Source organism: Amycolatopsis minnesotensis (assembly GCF_039529815.1).
Classification (GTDB): Bacteria; Actinomycetota; Actinomycetes; order Mycobacteriales; family Pseudonocardiaceae; genus Amycolatopsis; species Amycolatopsis minnesotensis.
Map to the genome: position 1 here is coordinate 266,561 of NZ_BAAANN010000007.1, position 16,333 is coordinate 282,893.

The window sequence follows — 16,333 nt, forward strand, 5'->3', positions numbered from 1 at the left end:
ATGTCGCCGCGGTTGCCCTGTCCTTACCGCGTTCAGGTCGAGCAGAGAGCCGAGGTACTGCAGGGTGACCACCTTGCCACCGGTCCGCGCGGTGTCTCCGCTGCACGGCAAGGTCGCCGTGGCGGGCATCGCGGTCGCGATCGCCATCTCCGTCGACCTGCACCTGCGGCTGTCCGCACAGGTCAGCCCGATCTGGCAGACGCTGTCCGAATACGTCTACGGCCGGTTCGGCGCGACCGATTCGGCGGCGCCGCTGTTCAACGCGATGTGCCTCGCGCTCGCGCTCGGCTCGCTGGCCCTGCTCGCCGGGATCGTGAAGGCGAAGCGCCCGCGCGCGGTGCCCGCCCTGCTGGGGCTGTGGTGCACCGGGCTGGCGGTGTGCGCCGCCTTCCCCGTCGACCCGCACGGCGAGGCGCGTTCGCTCAGCGGACAGGTGCACAACTACGCGGCGCTGCTGGCGTTCCTCGCGCTGCCCGCCGCGGCGTGGGTGCTCACCCGGCGCACGAACGCCGAATGCCCGTGGGAACCGCGCCGCACCACGATCCGCCGCCTCGCCGCCGCGAGCGCGCTGGTGGTGGGCGTGCTCCTCGGCAGCTTCATCTGGCAGCTCGCCTCCGGCGAGGAACTGACCATGGGCCTGTTCGAACGGGTGCTGTTCACCGTCGACCTGATGCTGCTGCTGACGATGGTCCGCCCGCTGCTCAAACCCCGTTAGCGCAGCACCTCGGCCAGCGCGGCGGCCGCGGCGACGACCAGCGGGCCCACCTCGTCCGGCACGATCGGGTCGAGCGAGACCACGCCGACGCTCGCCTTCAGCCCCGGCACCCCGCGCACCGGCGCCGCGACGCCGGAGGCGCCCGGCTGCAGCTCCCCCCGCGTCGACACCCACCGCGGGCCGTCCTGGCGCAGCGAGATCGCCTTGCCGGCGGCGCCGGAGCTGAGCGGGTGCCTGCTGCCCGCCCGGTAGGCGACGTGGAAGTTCGTCCACGACGGCTCCACCACCGCGACGGCCTGCACGTGATCGCCCTCCGCGACGGACAGGTGCGCGGTCGCGCCGACCTTCTCCGCCAGCCCCCGCAGCACCGGGTGCGCGGCCTGCCGCAGCTGCGGCAGCACCTGGCCGGCGAGCCGCAACACCCCGACACCGAGGCGGACCTTGGTGCCGTCGCGCCACACCAGCCCGCGTTCGGACAACGGTACGAGCAGGCGGTAGACCGCCGCCCTGCTCGCCCCGATCGTCACCGCGAGCTCCGAGATGGTCGCCGCCTCACCACCGGCGTCCGCCACCGCCTGCAGCAGCGCCAGCCCGCGGTCGAGCGTCAACGACCCCTCTGCACCCATGGCTCCTCCGCTGGGAAACGCACGTCGTCGGTACCCATGACTCCTCCGCTGGGAAGATCACGTCGTCGGTACCCATGGCTCCTCCGCTGGGAAGATCACGTCGTCGGTACCCATGGCTCCTCCGCTGGGAAGATCACGTCGTCAGTACCCATGGCTCCTCCGCTGGGAAGATCACGTCGTCGGCACTCACAACAGGCCAAGGTCCTTCAAGTCATCCACCGGCTCGTCGAACGACGCGGCCGCGTAGGACGCGAACAGCGCGCGAACCGCCTTGGCCGCGGGCTCGGACAGCGCGGACGCCTCCTTCGCGAGCTCCGCGCCGTCGGTGATTTCGAGCGCAGCGCGCACGTCACCACCGGAGAGGCAGCGGCCGGAGGCGACCAGCAGGTTCAGGAACCCGTGGTGGGTGAACCCGCTCGTCCCGTCGACGTGGCGGACCGCGCGGTGCAGGCTGTTGGTCGCCTTGAACGACGCGCCGCTGAACGTGCTCACCACGGACAGGAAGTCGGCGACCTCGTCCACGCTGGGGAAGTTCGCGTCGGCGAGCCCGCCGCAGCGGATCTTCGGCCAGCTGCCGTGCTCGATGACCTTGCGGACCCCGTCGAGCCAGCCGACGCCGCGCCGCGGCTCGACGACGCGCACCACGTCCTCCGGCACGAACTCGGAGACCCGCTCCAGCCAAACCTCGTCCACGTCGGACGGGGCGGGCATCTCGACCATCCGCAGCGCGAGCAGCTCACTGCGGGATTCGACGATCGAAATCGCCTTCGGCACCCCGCCGAGGCCGGTGTCGATGATCAACGACAACGGCAGTGGCTCCTTCGGCTTGAGCTTGATCAACTCGGTGATCAGCTCGGGCAACCGCGAGGCCTGGCACAGGAACACCCCGAGCACGCCGGCGTGTTCACCGGCCTTCGACTCGAAGTGCGCCCGGAGGGCCTCGGGCATGGTCGCCTCCCCCGGGGGAAACAACGCGGAGTCGTCGACGAGCCGCGTGAACAGGGGCGGGATTCCACGGGGGCCGGGGGGTGTGAGTTCCACAGCGCTTGACACGACTGACACGCTAGTAGCGTACGACATGGGGACAAATTTGTTCGACCAGCGGACACCTAGCAGGAGGGCCGAATGCCGTACTACCGACGGGTAGGCGAGATCCCGCACAAGAGGCACACCCAGTTCCGCACCCCCGAGGGCGCGCTCTACGCCGAGGAGCTGATGGGCGTCGAGGGCTTCTCCGCCGACTCGGCACTGCTGTACCACCGCGGCCTGCCGACCGCGATCGTGGACGCCGTCGCGGTGCCGGACGAGCGCGGCGAGCTGCAGCCGAACCACCCGCTCAAGCCGAGGCACTTCCGCACCGGCGACCTGAAGTTCACCGCCGACGCGGACGCGGTCACCGACCGGCGGCGCCTGTTCGGCAACGCCGACGTGTCGATCGGCTTCGTGGTGGCAACGAAACCGAGCCCGCTGTACCGCAACGCGGCCGGTGACGAGCTGCTGTACGTCTCCGGGGGCACGGCCACCGTCGAGACCGTCTACGGCGTGCTGACCGTCGGGGACGGCGACTACGTCGTCATCCCGACCTCGTGCACCTACCGGGTCGTCCCCGACGGCGCGGTGAACCTGTACATCCTCGAAGCGCGCGGGCACATCGGGCCGCCGAAGCGCTATCTGTCCGCGAAAGGGCAGTTCCTGGAGCACTCGCCGTACTGCGAGCGCGACATCCGCGGGCCGGTGGAACCGCACGTGGTCGACGGCACCGACGTGGACGTGCTGGTGCGCCACCGCGCCGGGCTCACCCGCTACACCTACGCGACACACCCGTTCGACGTCGTCGGCTGGGACGGGTGCCTGTACCCGTGGGCGTTCAACATCGACGACTTCGAGCCCATCACGGGCCGCGTGCACCAGCCGCCGCCGGTGCACCAGACGTTCGAAGGCCCGAACTTCGTGGTGTGCTCGTTCTGCCCGCGGAAGGTGGACTACCACCCCGGCTCGATCCCGGTGCCCTACAACCACGCCAACGTCGACTCGGACGAGCTGATGTTCTACGTGCGCGGCAACTACGAGGCGCGCAAGGGCTCCGGCATCGGCATCGGCTCGCTTTCGCTGCACCCGTCGGGGTTCACGCACGGGCCGCAGCCCGGTGCCGCGGAGGCGTCGATCGGCGCGGACTACTTCGACGAGACCGCGGTCATGGTCGACACGTTCGCCCCGCTCGACCTCGGGGAAGCCGCCGGCGCTTCGGAGGATCCGGGCTACGCCTGGACGTGGTCGGGCCGCGCACCCGGGTAGTTGTCGGGTTTCCTAAGCGGCGTAGCCGCGAGCAAGCCATTGCCGAAAGTCCGGTAGTGCCGTCAGGCGGTCGACGCGATCCGGATGCCGAGCGCCACCAAGACGGTTCCGGTCACCGCGTCGATCGTCCTGCGCACGCGTTTCGCGGACAGCAGCTTCCGCATCGCGCCCACCACGTTCGCGACCAGGGTGAACCACAGCAGCGTGATGCCCATCGGGATGAGCGCGAGCAGCACGCTGTCGCCGGCGGTCGGGTGCGCGGGCAGGAACTGCGGCAGCAGCGCGACGAAGAAGACCGCGCACTTCGGGTTCAGCACGTTGGTGACGAGTGCCTGCCGGAACGCGTGCGCCACCCCCGGCGACGCGGCGGGCTCCGGTTCCTCGTACCCCTCGCCCCTCCTCGCGGCGAGCAGCGCGCGCACGCCGAGGTAGACCAGGTACGCGGCGCCGGCGAGCTTCACCGCGGTGTACGCGGTGGCCGACGCCGCGAGCAGGCTCGCGAGACCGAGCGCGGCGACCGCGGACCACACCATGATCCCGCCGGTGATCCCGAGCGCGGCGGCGAACCCGGCGCGCCTGCCCGACATCGCCGAATGCCGCAGCACCATCGCGAAATCGGGCCCCGGCGCCATGGCGCCGAGAACCACCACGCCGCCGAACGGAAGAAGCTGCCCCCAGGTCGCCATGACCGCCATGACCGCCATGACCGCCATGACCGCCATGACCGCCATGACCGCCATGACCGCAGCCTACGGCGTTCCGGCCGGGCCGTGAGCTGGTCGATCCCGATCACAGCCAGTACCGGGCACCCCCCACCCGCCACTGGGGGGCGGCCCCGCTTCCAGCGTATCGGCGCCCCACGCGGTGGGGCGCGCGCTGGGCGAATCTGTGGACAACCCGGCCGTCTGTGGACAACCCGGCACGGGACTCGGTTCGAAGGCGTGGTGCGCACGGCTTCCCTGAAGGTCTTCGCGGAAGGCGATATCCAGCAGGCGAGACGATAGTCGCGATCATCCCGTGACCGTCTTCCCACCGAGGGCTACATAGCTTAGGCTCACCTAAGTAGGAGGTGAGCCTTGACCGAGACATCCACCCGGCGCCCGCCCGCACCCACCGCGGCCGAACGCGCCAAGACGATCGCGAAACGGGGCGGCCCCGCCACGCTCGTGCCCACCGCGGGCCACGGCGACCCGGCGGCCGAACGCGTCGAGCCGGTGCTCCACCACGTCCACGCCAGCGGCAGCGTGAGCATCATGCTGCCGGACGACCACGCGCTGGTCGCCACGGCGAAACAGGCCGGGCGCGGCGAGCTCGCGGTGATGTTCGAGCTGGCCGACCACGCCCCGGTCGAGCTGCGCGAACCGATCAGGGGCCTGCTCTGGATCACCGGCTGGCTCCGCCCGCTCAGCGACCTTTCGGCGCGGGCGCGTGCCGTCTCCATCGCCGACGAGCGACCGGATCCGCGCCTGCTCGACCTCGGTCACGGGCTCAGCCTGCTGCGCCTGACACCGGCCTCGCTCGTGCTCGCCGACGCCGAGGGCACGCAGTCGCTGCGCCCGCACATGTTCTCCGCCGCCGCGCCGGACCCGTTCCACGGCTACGAGCGCGACTGGCTGCGCCACCTGGAGACCGATCACGCGGACGTGGTGTGCCAGCTCGCCAGGCACCTGCCGGAGGAACTGCGCGACGGCCGGATCCGCCCGCTCGGCCTCGACCGCCACGGGCTGCGCCTGCGCGTCGAATCCGACACCGGCGACCACGACGTCCGGCTCGCCTTCTCTCGTCCGGTGGAGAGCCCGCCCGATCTCGCGGTCGAACTGCGCAGGCTGATCGGGTGCCCGTTCCTGTCCGCCCCGGTGGTCAGTCAGCAGTGAGCTCGGGCGGGAAACCGCCCGTCGCGACCGGTCCCCACCGTTCGATCGTCACGCGCAGCAGGCTCTTGCCCTGCCTGCGCATCGCCTCGCGGTATTCGTCCCAGTCCGGGTGCTCGCCGGAAATGGCGCGGAAGTAGTCGACCAGCGGCTCCACCGAATCGGGCAGGTCGAGCACTTCGGCGGTGCCGTCGACCTGCACCCACGGCCCGTTCCATTCGTCGGAAAGCACGCAGAGGGAGACATTCGGGTCACGCCGGGCGTTGCGCACCTTCGCACGTTTGGGGTAGGTCGCGATCACGATGCGGCCTTCTTCGTCGACACCGCAGGTGACCGGGGAAAGCTGCACTCCCCCGCTGGCCCTCGTGGTGGTCAGGATCGCGTGGTGGCGGGGACGCAGGAACTCGACCAGTTCGGCGCGTTCCACGGAGGTGTTAGTAGCAATACTCGGCATGAGGGGACGGTAGCGTGCGCGCATGACCTCCGCCGTGCGCTCCTGGCTGCGCCCCGACCGTCCCGGCGCACCGGAAGTGGTCACCGACCCCGCCGAGCGGCGCCGGCTCAAGATCGAGGTCCTGATCGTCTTCTCGATCACCCTCGGCCTGTCCGGCGCCCGCAGCCTGCTGTCCCTTGTGGACTCCCTGCTCCGGCCGGAACCGTTGTCGGGACAGCAGGTCGCGCTCAACGTGCCGCAGGCCGCGATGGATCTGATCGACCTGCTCAAGCAGTTGCTCAGCGCGGCGCAGCTGATCGGATGGGGCGCGCTCGGCGCCTACCTGCTCTGGCGCGGCGGGACGCGGCTCGCCGAGATCGGGTTCGACCGGCGCAGGCCGGGCCGCGACGCCCTGTGGGGCGCCGGGCTCGCCGCGCTGATCGGGATTCCGGGGCTGGCGCTGTACTTCGTCGGCTGGCAGCTCGGGTTCAACCTCCAGGTCCAACCGTCCACATTGGACGACACGTGGTGGCGGCCGATCTCGCTGGCGGTCTCGGCGTTCGGCAACGCCTTCGCCGAAGAGGTGCTGGTGATCGGCTACCTGCTGACCAGATTGCGCCAGCTCGGCTTCCGGGAGAACTCGTCCCTGTTCGCCGCGGCCGCGCTGCGTGGTTCGTACCACCTCTACCAGGGCATCGGCGGGTTCTTCGGGAACCTGGTGATGGGGCTCGTGTTCGGCAGGCTGTGGCAGCGGACGAACCGGCTGTGGCCGCTGGTCGTGGCGCACACGCTGCTCGACGTGGTCGCGTTCGTCGGGTACGCGCTGCTGCGCGGGCACGTGTCCTGGCTCCCTTAGCACGTGTCGTGGCAGGCCCGCATTGATTAGGGTCGGGGGGTGATCAGTGAATCCGCCACCCCGAGGGTGGACAGCGAGGTCGGTCCGCTCCGCACGGTTCTGCTGCACCGGCCCGGCAACGAGCTGAAACGGCTGACGCCGCGCAACAACGACCAGCTGCTGTTCGACTCGATCCCCTGGGTCGACCGCGCGCAGGAGGAGCACGACGCGTTCGCCGAGGTGCTCCGCGGCCGCGGCGTGGAGGTGCTGCTGCTCGCCGACGCGCTGCGCGCCGCGCTGGCCGATCCGAGGGCGCACGCGGCGGGGGTGCACGCCGCGGTCGACGACCGGCGGCTCGGCAACGACCTCGCGGACTCGCTGCGCTCGCACCTTTCCGGCGTCGGCGCGAGCGCGCTCGCGGAGGTGCTGATGTCGGGCGTGACGTTCGAGGAACTGCCCGCCACCGACGGCGCGTCACTGGTGCGGAAAATGCATTCCCCGCACGACTTCGCGGTCGACCCGCTGCCCAACCTGCTGTTCACCCGCGATTCCTCGGCGTGGATCGGCGACCGGGTCGCCATTTCCTCGCTCACCATGCCGGCGCGCCGCCGGGAAACCGCGGTCCTCGATCTCGTCTACGCCTACCACCCGCTTTTCCGGCAGGCGGCCCGTGCCTACGGCGCGCATTCCGCCCCGATCGAAGGCGGCGACGTGATGCTGCTGGCGCCGGGTGTGCTGGCCGTCGGCGTCGGCGAGCGGACCACCCCCGCCGGTGCCGAGTCGCTCGCCAGGTCGCTGTTCGCCGACGACGTCGTGCACACCGTGCTCGCGGTCCCGATCGAGCAGGAGCGCGCCACCATGCACCTCGACACCGTGTGCACGATGGTCGGCGCGGACGCGGTGGTGATGTACCCGCTGGCGCGCGATTCGCTCGTCGCCTACACGATGCGGCCCGACGACGGCGGCGGCGTGCGCGTGGACGGGCCGGCGCCGTTCCTCACCGCGGCGGCGGAGGCGATGAAGATCGACCGGCTCCGCGTGATCGACACCGGCCTCGACCCGGTGACCGCGGAACGGGAGCAGTGGGACGACGGCAACAACACGCTCGCGCTCGCGCCGGGCGTGGTCGTCGGCTACGAGCGCAACAGCGAGACGAACGCGCGGCTGGAAGAGGCCGGGATCGAAGTGCTCGCGATCGCGGGCTCCGAGCTGGGCTCCGGCCGCGGCGGGCCGCGGTGCATGTCGTGCCCGGTGCTGCGCGACCCGGTGTAACCCACCGGGGTGAGACGAGGGCGGCAACCGCCCCGCCGTATTCAATCAAGGCTTACCTAACCAAAAGAAAGGCTTGCCTAAGCAGTGGCCGCATTTATTAGGAAAGCCTAAGTGAAATTAGATATACCTATGCTCAGAATGCTACACAATTGGGGGGTACATCACCAGATCCCAGTGGAGAAATGCACTCGTGTGACGTACCGTTAAAGACATGGCCCTCACGAAAAAGGAACCGCGCTCCAAGTTCTACGAACTACTGCAGGGGCAGGTCCACAACGAGTTCAACGCTTCCCAGCAGTACATCGCGCTCGCGGTGTGGTTCGACAACGCGGACCTTCCTCAGCTGGCCAAGCACTTCTACAAGCAGTCGGTCGAAGAGCGCAACCACGCGATGGCGCTCGTCCAGTACATGCTCGACACCGACCACCACGTGGACATCCCCGGCACCGGCGAGGTCCGCAACGAGTTCTCCGACGCCGCCGAGCTGATCCAGCTCGCGCTCGACCAGGAGAAGGAGGTCGCCGCGGACATCAAGACGCTCGCGAAGGCGGCCCGCGCCGAGGACGACTACCAGGGCGAGCAGTTCATGCAGTGGTTCATCTCCGAGCAGGTCGAGGAGATCTCCCAGATGAGCACGCTGCTGACGATCATCAAGCGCGCCAACGGCAACCTGTTCGAGGTGGAGAACTTCCTGCACCGCGAAAGCGTCGGCGACGGTGGCGACGACGCCGCCATGCCGCCGGTCGCGGGTGGCAAGCTGTAACACCGAAGCCACTGCTCCCACCACACGAAGAACCCGCGCTCTCCCCCTGTGGAAAGCGCGGGTTCTTCCGTTCGCGAGTACGGCTCAGCCTGCGGAGCAGTCCTGGTTCTCGCTGGTCAGGTGGAACTGGTTCACAGTGCCGCTGTGCACGGCGAGTTCGTAGGTCACGCCGGGCGCGGACGGCACGACGTACTGGCCGGACGAGTTCATCGCCGCCGACGGGTACGCCTTCTTCACGGCCTCCTCGGTGGAGCCGACGCCGATGCCCTCCGGGGTCGCCGCGCCGGTCGCCCAGATCTGGTTGACCCCCGCCGTCGCCGAGATCCGGACGCTGTCCACCGCGGCGGCGCCCTCGGCGAGGTCGTAGGTCGCGCAGCCGACCGGGGCCTTCGCGGTCGCGCCGAGCAGGCCGGTGGTCATCGCGTCGTCGAAGGACATCCCGATCTTCAACGCGCCGTAGCCGCTGGGCCCGAGCACACCGGTCGACCTTGCCTGCGGTTTCGACGGTGTGGTCGCGCCAGCGGACGGCTTGCCCTTCGCGGGCGGCTTCCCGGCCGCGGTGCTGGGCGGCGTGGCGGGCGGGGGCACCGGCGGCATGTTCACGCTCGACGGCGGCGCGACCGACGGCACCTGCGGCGGCAGCGCGACCGAGGACGCGGACGACGCCTGCGCGCGGGCGAGCTCCTCCGCCGAGGGCGCGGCCGCGTTCTGGCTGGGCGCGGTCGCGAAGACCAACCCGCCTCCGACCAGCATGGCGGCGGTCAGCGCGCCGGCGCCCGCGGTCACCGCGGACCGGCGTCGCCGGATGCGGCGCGCGCCGTCCAGGATGGCGTGCTCGGCACCCGCCTGCGGCCTGACGTCGAGCCGCTCGTCACCGAACAGCCTGCGCAGTTCGGTGTCGAGCTCCTCGTCCGGAGTGCTCAACCGTCGTCCCTCCCTCCGGCGTCCGTGCGCACGGAAGTCATCTTCACCCGAAGCGAAGCCAGCGCCTTGCTCGCCTGGCTCTTCACGGTGCCCTGGCTCACGCCGAGGGCGGCGGCGATTTCCACCTCGGACAGTCCTTCGTAGTAACGCAGCACGATGACGGCGCGTTGCCTCGGCGGCAGATCCCGTAACGCCTGCCACAGCGGTTCGTGTTCGAACGGGTCGACCGCCGCGACCGCGCTGGTCTCCGGGAGGTCGGCGACCAGGTTCTCCCGTTTCGTACGCCGCCACCGGCTGATGTGGGCGTTGGCCATCGATCTGCGGACGTAGGCGAGCGGATCGCCGGTCTTGCGCTGCACCTGCGTCCAGCGCGAGCCGATCTTCTCCAGCACGGTCTGCACGAGATCGGCCGCGTCGTGCGGGTTCCCGGTCAGTGCGTGCCCGTAGCGGAGCAGTCCGGGCAGGCTCGCCTGCACGAACTCGGAGAAGTCCACGAGGTCGCCGGACACCGAGGATTCCCTCCCGCTCCACGCTGTGACCGCCCCGCCCTCTCCCCCTGAGACGACAGGCAGCATTGCGGTCACGGTAGCGCCCCCTTCCGCGGAACGTTTGCCTGGCTTTACACGTGCTCCACGTGCAGAACGCATCACAAACCTCGCGGGTTGTCTCCTGGTGGTAATTCGTTCAGGGGACGTACCGGGGAGATATTCGTTGCTCGCGGTTACCTGTTCGCGATCGAAGACGGCAGCGAGAAGGATCCGTCCTGGTCCGGCGGGAAGGGATGGACGGCGACCACGGCCTCGCGGGGAATGGGCCCGTACACGTGCGGGAACCAGATTCCGGCCGGATGCGGTGGATCACCCACTTCCCACCGCAGAGGTGCGTCTATTCTTGACGAATCTATTTCGAGCAGCAGCAAATCCTCGCGGCCGCGGAAAAGCGCGGTGGCGGGGAGGTGCGCGGTGCCCGGATCCGAGCAGTGCACGAAACCGGCGTCGTCGAGGGACGCCGGGCGGTACGGGTCCTGCCCGGCCGCCCAGTCGTCCCGCGTGCAGATGTGGAGGATCACCGCAGGGTCAGCTGGCGGCCGATCAGCCCGTCGCGCGCACGGCGCTCGGCGGCGTTGAGCGGCTCGGTGCCGAGCGACTTCAGCGCGGCGTCGAGCCGCTCGCCGAGCTGCTTCGCGCCCTCTTCCCACTCGCGGGCGTGCGCCTCGGGGTCGAGGTCCCACACCGGCACCAGCAGGCCGTGCGCCCGGAACGACCCGGCGTAGCGCGAGCCTTCGCCGAGCCCGATCTCGCCTGCCGCGGACAGCCGCGCAAGCGCTTGCAGCAGCAGGTTCTCCTGCTCGGGGCGCACCCAGCGCAGGTGCGCCTTCTCACCGGCGTCCACCCAGTAGGCGCCGGGCCCGATCCGCTCGGTCGGCATGATCGCCTCGTTCGCGCGCTCGAGCGACGCGCCGACCTCACCGCTGGAATCGGCGTCCTCCGGCAGCCACCACGAGAAGTCCTTGTGCAGCTCCGGCTCCAGCTCGGCGCCGGTGACGAGCAGGTCCTGCAGGCGCTCGCCCTCGGCGGGCGGGGTGGTGGTGTCCGGCACGGACAGCACGTCGCCCGGCTTCGCGTCGAGCACCCAGCGGATCGCCCTGCCGAGATCGCGGCTGATGTCGGAGGACCTGGTCTGCACCTGCGTGCCGATGTAGGCCCTGCCGTCGGAGCGGACGAACGCGGCCGCGGCCATCGGCAGCACGGTGCCCAGCGTGACCGTCCGATCGGTACTGTCCACAAGCGACAGTTCGACGGTGGCGGAGGGGATGAACTCGCGGAGCGCGATCAGCTCCGGCTCGGCCGCGAGGCCCTCGAACGGCTGGCCGACGAAAACGTCGCGTACCTTCGGCGCCCGGTCCTTCTTGGGGCCCTTCTTGCGCGCTGCCTTGCCCACGGCGTTCCTCCTCGTGTTCCGCTCGCGCCAGACGCTACCCAACCGGCGACGGCACACGGCGGCGGGCCAGCAGCGCCACCCCGGCGAGCACGGCCACCCCGAGGCCGTAGACCTCGGCGGTGCCGGTCAGCCCGGCGGCCGTGCTGGCGAACCCGGCGGCCACCGCGGGCACGCTGAACGCGAGGTAGGCGAGCACGTAGGCGACGGCGAACAGCTTGCCGCGCTCGTGCGGCGCCGCGATCCGCCCGAAGGTGCCGAAGCAGGCCAGCATCGCGGCGCCGAACCCGGCACCGGCGATGGCCGTCCCGGCCGCGCCGAGCACCACGGACCCGGCGAGCATCCCGCCGAGCGTGACCAGCGTGCCCGCCGCCAGCATCGCCGCGGACGGGCCGAGCAGCCGGGTCACGGGCCGCTTGCGCAGGAGGAACGCGCTGATCGCGGCCGATCCGCACAGCAGCGTCACCACGAGGCCGCCGACGAGGTGGTTGCGCAGGCCGAACAGCTCCGCCGCGACCGACGGGCCGAGCGAGAGGTAGAGCCCGCCCAGCGCCCAGGTGGCGATCAGCACCGGCACCACGGTCAGCACCTCGGCGCGCAGGTGCGACGGCACGCCGACGCGCGGGCGCAGCGACGCGAGCGCGCCGGGGCGGCGCTGCGCGGGTTCGGGCATCGCGAGGATGACGATCCCGGCGACGATCATGCCCGCCAGCAGCACCGCGTAGACGAGATGCGTCGGCGCCGGCGCGTATTCGACGAGCGCGCCGCAGCCAAGCGCGCCGAGCGCGAGCCCGGTGGCCGGCGCGATCCCGTTGACGACCCCGGCGCGGCCGGGTGCGTGCGGCGGGTTCAGGTCGACCAGGGTGGCGCCGAGCGTCGTCGTCGCGGCGCCGGTGGCGACGCCCTGCAGGAAGCGCGCCACGCAGAGCACCGTGACGTCGCCGGCGACCAGGAAGACGCCGAGCGAAAGCGCTTCGAGCAGGATCGCCGCGGCGAGCACCGGGCGGCGGCCGACGTGGTCCGAAAGCGCGCCGACCACCAGCAGCGAGCCGAGCAGCCCGACCACGTAGATGGCGAAGACGAGCGTCAGCACACTCGCCGAAAAACCCCATTGCCGCTGGTAGACGACGTACAGCGGGGACGGCGCGCTGGAAGCGGCCAGGAAGAGCACGACGATCGCCGCGACGGCGGCGAAGGCCTTCGGCGAGCTGGTCGTCGTTCTGGTCTCGGTGACGGCGGTCATGCCACTCCTCGCAGTGATCTTTGCGTTAGGTGCGAAGATAGCACGAGCGCAGCGATCGCTGCGTTAGCTGACCGGTGCAACAATGGGGAGATGTCCGTGAGTCCGACGAGCCAGAAGGCACCCGGCGACGCGCGCCCCGGCGGCCGCTCCGCGCGGGTCCGTGCCGCCGTGCACCGAGCCGTCGAGGAGCTGCTGGCGGAGTCCACCGTCGAAGCGCTGACCATTCCCGTGATCGCCGACCGGGCCGGGGTGCACTCCACCACGGTCTACCGGCGCTGGGGCTCGGTCGGTGAGCTGCTCGCCGCCGTCGCGATCAACCGGTTCAGCGGCGACCTCGTCGTCCCGGACACCGGCACGCTGCGCGGCGATCTCGAGCAGTGGGCCACCGACGTCGCCACCGACCTCGCCGACCCCGACGTGTCCGCGCTCATGCGGGCCACCGTCGGCGCGTCGAAGAACGGGCCCGCGGACGTGTGCGTCGTCGACCGGCGCGCGCAGCTCGCCGCGATGCTCGCGCGCGAAACCGAACGCGGCGGCCGGCCGCCGTCGGTCGAGCAGGTCGAGGACTTCGTGCTCGGCCCGCTGTACTACCGGGCCACCTACACCGCGCAGCCCGGCGACCCCGCCTGGGCGCGCACCCTGGTCACCCACGTCCTCTGACGACGTTTAGCCCGCTAACCGCAGGCCGGGGCTAGGCTCGCCGGGTGTTCGACACGAGCGATCCCGGGTTCCTGGCCGATCCGTACCCGCGCTTCGCCGAGCTTCGCGAGCGGGGCGAGGTGCACTGGCACGACGGGCTCGGGCTCGCGATCGCGGTCTCGCACGCCGCCTGCTCGGCGGTGCTGCGGCACCGGTCGCTCGGCCGGATCTGGGCCGACGCGACGCCGCTGGAGCGGTTCGCGTCGTTCAACCTGCTGCACCGGAACTCCCTGCTCGAGAACGAGCCGCCCGCGCACACCCGGCTCCGCCGCACGATCGCGGGCGCCTTCGGTCGCGGGCACGTCGAACGGCTGCGGCCGACCGTGGCAGCGCTCGCCGACGGCTTGGTCGCGCGGCTGGCCGAGAAGATCGACGCCGACGGCGCTGGCGATCTGCTCACCGAGGTCGCCGAACCGCTGCCGGTGCAGGTCATCGCCGAACTCCTCGCCGTGCCCGAGGCGGACCGCGGCCTGCTCGTGCCCTGGTCGCACGCCATCGTCCGGATGTACGAGTACGGATTGAGCGACGACGGGAAGCGCGCCGCGGAGCAGGCGGCCGCCGAGTTCGCCGGCTACCTCCGCGACCTCACCCGCGTCCGCGCGGCCAGCCCTGGCGACGACCTGATCAGCGACCTGGCCGCGAGCGATCTCTCCGGCGACGAAGTGGTGGCGACCGGTGCGCTGCTGCTGATGGCCGGTCACGAAGCCTCCGTGAACGTGCTCGGGAACGGGGTCACCGCCCTGCTGCGGCGACGCGACCAGTGGCAGTCGCTCGTCGACGGGGCGCCACGCGACGTCGCGGTCGAGGAGCTGATCCGGTTCGACGCGCCGCTGCAGCTCTTCGAACGCACCGCCACCGCGGACGTCGAGATCGCGGGCTACCGGCTGGCGCCGGGCGACAAGATCGCCGCGCTGCTCGGCGCGGCCGCGCGGGACCCGCTCGTGTTCACCGAGCCCGACCGCCTCGACGTGACCAGGACGCCGAACGCGCATCTCGGGTTCGGCGCGGGCATCCACTACTGCGTCGGCGCGCCGCTCGCCAGGATCGAGCTGGCCTCCGCGCTGGACGCGCTCACCCGGCGGCTTCCTGACCTGCGGTTCGCGGGCGAACCGTCGCGGCGGCCCGAGTTCGTGATCAGGGGGCTGCGCACGCTGCCGGTCACCCGGCGCTGAGCCTCGTCAGCGCGCGGCACCGGCCGGGCGGGCGCGCAGCGCGGGTTCGGGCGCGCCGGTCACCTTCAGCACCCGCATGCGGCGGAGCCCGGTGTCGTCGATCGGGGCCAGCAGCTCGGTCATCCGCCGCACGACCAGCACGGTGAGCACGGCGAACGCGGCGGCGGCCAGGTCGAGCAGCCCGCTCATCAGCACGGCGTCGGCCTGCGCCTGGATGCCGTCGCGGAAGCGGAACCACAGCGTGACGATCAGCAGCAGCCCGTTGACCCCCCACGCCGCCCACCACCAGCGCACCAGTACCGACGGGCGCGGCCGTTCGGTGGCGGGCCTGCGCAGCACGGTGTGCTCCAGTTCGGCGACCACCGATCCGGCCAGCACCAGGTTCAGCACCGGCACCAGCACCGCGACCGCCACCTGCCACGGCGGCCGCGGCGGGTCCTCACCGACGGCGTCGGCGGCCGCCATCCGCGCCACGTAGAGCCACCACAGCGTGGTGACGAGCGCGATCAACCCGAAGCTGCTGGTCAGCAGGGATGCGGTGATGACGAGTGCGTCGGAGGCGCCGACCACGCCCGTGCTGAGCGCGGAGTTCCGGCTCTGCACGAGCAGCACGTACCGCCAGAACTCGCCGCCCGACGCGATCAGCGCGAGCGAGCCGACGGTCCACAGCAGTGCCGCGGTGTTGCGCGAGAGCAGCCGGACCCGCTGGGCGGGGTGCACGGCGTTCGACGCGGTGCCGGGCACCACGGTCGGCTGGCGCCAGACGAGGCTCGGGAACCCCCAGCGCGGCGGCACCGGGTAGGACGGCGGGCCGTGGTAGCGGTTGTCCGGCGTCCGGGGCCGCGGCGGCCCGGCGCCGGGCGGCGGCGAGGCCACCCACCGCAGCCGCGGCCGCGGCTGGTCGGCCGGTCGCCCGGGGTACGCCACCGGCCCGCCGCGATGCGTCTGCGGCGGGGGCGGTGGGTGCGGACCGGGCTGCATGGGTCAGAGGATCTCCGGCTCGGCGTCCTGGCGATCGGTGACGACCTGGCGGCCCTCGGTCAGCCACGACTTCATGCCGCCCGCGACGTTCACCGCGTCCCAGCCGCTGGCGTTGAGCCAGGCGGCGGCGCGGGCGGAGCGGCCGCCGGTGCGGCACACCACGTAGACCGGCTGGTGCTCGGGGAACTCGGTGAGCTCCTCGACTCTGGCAGGCAGGTCGCCCAGCGGGATGTGGACGGCTCCGGGGGCGTGCCCCGCAGCCCACTCGTCGTCTTCGCGCACGTCCAGCAGCATGCCGTCGAGCGGGAGGTCCCGCACCGACGCCGTCGGGACTTCTTCTGGGTAGACCACGGCGTTCATGCTGCCATGCGAGCACGTCAGGCGCGCGTGAAAGTGCCCCGGACCTCGTTCGAGGCCCGGGGCGCGGGTGCGGGAGTGCGGGAGTGCGGGAGTGCGGGAGTGTCAGTGGGGGGTGGCTTTTTCGGCTCCGGCGCCGGTGAGGGCGCGGACTTCCATTTCGGCGTATTTGGCTTTGTTGTGTTCTGTGGAGAGCAGGGTGCCGGCGG

Annotated in this window: 19 protein-coding genes; 8 read left to right on the plus strand and 11 right to left on the minus strand. The window is 71.3% G+C overall.

All coding sequences use genetic code 11. The features are described from left to right. The first annotated feature begins 64 nt into the window (after positions 1-64). Entirely contained in the window at positions 65-715 is a 651-nt protein-coding gene (locus ABD256_RS11565) for a DUF998 domain-containing protein (RefSeq protein WP_344416614.1), read from the plus strand. On the opposite strand, the gene ABD256_RS11570 is transcribed toward ABD256_RS11565, so the two are convergent. Together ABD256_RS11570 and ABD256_RS11575 are read right to left on the minus strand one after the other, a co-directional pair. Further along, on the minus strand, positions 712-1,341 hold the full coding sequence (locus ABD256_RS11570; protein WP_344416617.1) for an IclR family transcriptional regulator: 630 nt from the start codon (positions 1,339-1,341) through the stop codon (positions 712-714). The genes ABD256_RS11565 and ABD256_RS11570 overlap by 4 nt on opposite strands. 186 nt (positions 1,342-1,527) lie before the next feature. Beyond that, complete coding sequence (locus tag ABD256_RS11575) at positions 1,528-2,382, minus strand: hypothetical protein (RefSeq protein ID WP_344416665.1); 855 nt, start codon at positions 2,380-2,382, stop codon at positions 1,528-1,530. A gap of 84 nt (positions 2,383-2,466) precedes the next feature. Between ABD256_RS11575 and ABD256_RS11580 the strand changes: the two genes are divergently transcribed. Further along, the gene (locus ABD256_RS11580; protein WP_344416619.1) at positions 2,467-3,636 is read left to right on the plus strand and encodes a homogentisate 1,2-dioxygenase; all 1,170 of its coding nucleotides are present in this window, start codon (positions 2,467-2,469) and stop codon (positions 3,634-3,636) included. Between the two features lie 62 nt (positions 3,637-3,698). On the opposite strand, the gene ABD256_RS11585 is transcribed toward ABD256_RS11580, so the two are convergent. After that, complete coding sequence (locus ABD256_RS11585) at positions 3,699-4,376, minus strand: LysE family translocator (RefSeq protein WP_344416621.1); 678 nt, start codon at positions 4,374-4,376, stop codon at positions 3,699-3,701. Between the two features lie 336 nt (positions 4,377-4,712). Between ABD256_RS11585 and ABD256_RS11590 the strand changes: the two genes are divergently transcribed. Further along, a complete protein-coding gene (locus ABD256_RS11590) occupies positions 4,713-5,510 on the plus strand; it encodes a DUF2470 domain-containing protein (protein ID WP_344416623.1) in 798 nt (265 codons plus the stop codon). Here the strand turns inward: ABD256_RS11590 and ABD256_RS11595 are convergent. Beyond that, positions 5,497-5,961 (minus strand): PPOX class F420-dependent oxidoreductase, encoded by a 465-nt coding sequence (locus ABD256_RS11595; RefSeq protein ID WP_344416626.1) that lies wholly within the window; start codon positions 5,959-5,961, stop codon positions 5,497-5,499. The two genes, ABD256_RS11590 and ABD256_RS11595, sit on opposite strands and share 14 nt — an antisense overlap. Before the next feature lie 22 nt (positions 5,962-5,983). On the opposite strand from ABD256_RS11595, the gene ABD256_RS11600 reads away from it, so the two are divergent. The 3 genes from ABD256_RS11600 to ABD256_RS11610 all read left to right on the plus strand — a co-directional run bounded on the left by ABD256_RS11600 (position 5,984) and on the right by ABD256_RS11610 (position 8,810). Then, positions 5,984-6,796 (plus strand): CPBP family intramembrane glutamic endopeptidase, encoded by an 813-nt coding sequence (locus tag ABD256_RS11600; protein WP_344416628.1) that lies wholly within the window; start codon positions 5,984-5,986, stop codon positions 6,794-6,796. Between the two features lie 66 nt (positions 6,797-6,862). After that, positions 6,863-8,047, plus strand: coding sequence for an arginine deiminase (locus tag ABD256_RS11605; RefSeq protein WP_344416667.1), 1,185 nt, complete (start codon positions 6,863-6,865; stop codon positions 8,045-8,047). A 211-nt stretch (positions 8,048-8,258) separates the two neighbouring features. Next, a complete protein-coding gene (locus ABD256_RS11610; protein WP_344416630.1) occupies positions 8,259-8,810 on the plus strand; it encodes a ferritin in 552 nt (183 codons plus the stop codon). 84 nt (positions 8,811-8,894) lie between these two features. On the opposite strand, the gene ABD256_RS11615 is transcribed toward ABD256_RS11610, so the two are convergent. The 5 genes from ABD256_RS11615 to ABD256_RS11635 all read right to left on the minus strand — a co-directional run bounded on the left by ABD256_RS11615 (position 8,895) and on the right by ABD256_RS11635 (position 12,915). Beyond that, the gene (locus tag ABD256_RS11615; RefSeq protein WP_344416633.1) at positions 8,895-9,734 is read right to left on the minus strand and encodes a hypothetical protein; all 840 of its coding nucleotides are present in this window, start codon (positions 9,732-9,734) and stop codon (positions 8,895-8,897) included. Beyond that, on the minus strand, positions 9,731-10,243 hold the full coding sequence (locus ABD256_RS11620) for a SigE family RNA polymerase sigma factor (protein ID WP_344416635.1): 513 nt from the start codon (positions 10,241-10,243) through the stop codon (positions 9,731-9,733). The genes ABD256_RS11615 and ABD256_RS11620 overlap by 4 nt, the downstream gene beginning before the upstream one ends. Positions 10,244-10,455: 212 nt before the next feature. Then, a complete protein-coding gene (locus ABD256_RS11625; protein WP_344416637.1) occupies positions 10,456-10,803 on the minus strand; it encodes a DUF952 domain-containing protein in 348 nt (115 codons plus the stop codon). After that, on the minus strand, positions 10,800-11,675 hold the full coding sequence (locus ABD256_RS11630) for a DUF5926 family protein (protein WP_344416639.1): 876 nt from the start codon (positions 11,673-11,675) through the stop codon (positions 10,800-10,802). Before ABD256_RS11630 ends, ABD256_RS11625 begins: the two co-directional genes overlap by 4 nt. Before the next feature lie 34 nt (positions 11,676-11,709). Continuing rightward, entirely contained in the window at positions 11,710-12,915 is a 1,206-nt protein-coding gene (locus ABD256_RS11635; RefSeq protein ID WP_344416641.1) for an MFS transporter, read from the minus strand. A 96-nt stretch (positions 12,916-13,011) separates the two neighbouring features. On the opposite strand from ABD256_RS11635, the gene ABD256_RS11640 reads away from it, so the two are divergent. Continuing rightward, the gene (locus ABD256_RS11640) at positions 13,012-13,575 is read left to right on the plus strand and encodes a TetR/AcrR family transcriptional regulator (protein WP_344416643.1); all 564 of its coding nucleotides are present in this window, start codon (positions 13,012-13,014) and stop codon (positions 13,573-13,575) included. A gap of 44 nt (positions 13,576-13,619) precedes the next feature. Continuing rightward, positions 13,620-14,786 carry a cytochrome P450 gene (locus ABD256_RS11645; protein ID WP_344416645.1) on the plus strand — a complete coding sequence of 389 codons (1,167 nt, stop codon included), beginning with the start codon at positions 13,620-13,622 and terminating at the stop codon, positions 14,784-14,786. A gap of 6 nt (positions 14,787-14,792) precedes the next feature. On the opposite strand, the gene ABD256_RS11650 is transcribed toward ABD256_RS11645, so the two are convergent. Continuing rightward, positions 14,793-15,767 (minus strand): DUF4328 domain-containing protein, encoded by a 975-nt coding sequence (locus ABD256_RS11650; protein ID WP_344416647.1) that lies wholly within the window; start codon positions 15,765-15,767, stop codon positions 14,793-14,795. Positions 15,768-15,770: 3 nt separating this feature from the next. Next, positions 15,771-16,127, minus strand: coding sequence for a rhodanese-like domain-containing protein (locus ABD256_RS11655; RefSeq protein WP_344416649.1), 357 nt, complete (start codon positions 16,125-16,127; stop codon positions 15,771-15,773). Between the last annotated feature and the right edge of the window lie 206 nt (positions 16,128-16,333).

Coding starts and splice junctions, on each gene's coding strand:
- ABD256_RS11570 (WP_344416617.1), bottom strand. CDS start 1,341: ATGGGTGCAGAGGGGTCGTTGACGCTCGACCGCGGGCTGGCGCTGCTG.
- ABD256_RS11580 (WP_344416619.1), top strand. CDS start 2,467: ATGCCGTACTACCGACGGGTAGGCGAGATCCCGCACAAGAGGCACACC.
- ABD256_RS11585 (WP_344416621.1), bottom strand. CDS start 4,376: ATGGCGGTCATGGCGGTCATGGCGGTCATGGCGGTCATGGCGGTCATG.
- ABD256_RS11595 (WP_344416626.1), bottom strand. CDS start 5,961: ATGCCGAGTATTGCTACTAACACCTCCGTGGAACGCGCCGAACTGGTC.
- ABD256_RS11600 (WP_344416628.1), top strand. CDS start 5,984: ATGACCTCCGCCGTGCGCTCCTGGCTGCGCCCCGACCGTCCCGGCGCA.
- ABD256_RS11610 (WP_344416630.1), top strand. CDS start 8,259: ATGGCCCTCACGAAAAAGGAACCGCGCTCCAAGTTCTACGAACTACTG.
- ABD256_RS11635 (WP_344416641.1), bottom strand. CDS start 12,915: ATGACCGCCGTCACCGAGACCAGAACGACGACCAGCTCGCCGAAGGCC.
- ABD256_RS11650 (WP_344416647.1), bottom strand. CDS start 15,767: ATGCAGCCCGGTCCGCACCCACCGCCCCCGCCGCAGACGCATCGCGGC.
- ABD256_RS11655 (WP_344416649.1), bottom strand. CDS start 16,127: ATGAACGCCGTGGTCTACCCAGAAGAAGTCCCGACGGCGTCGGTGCGG.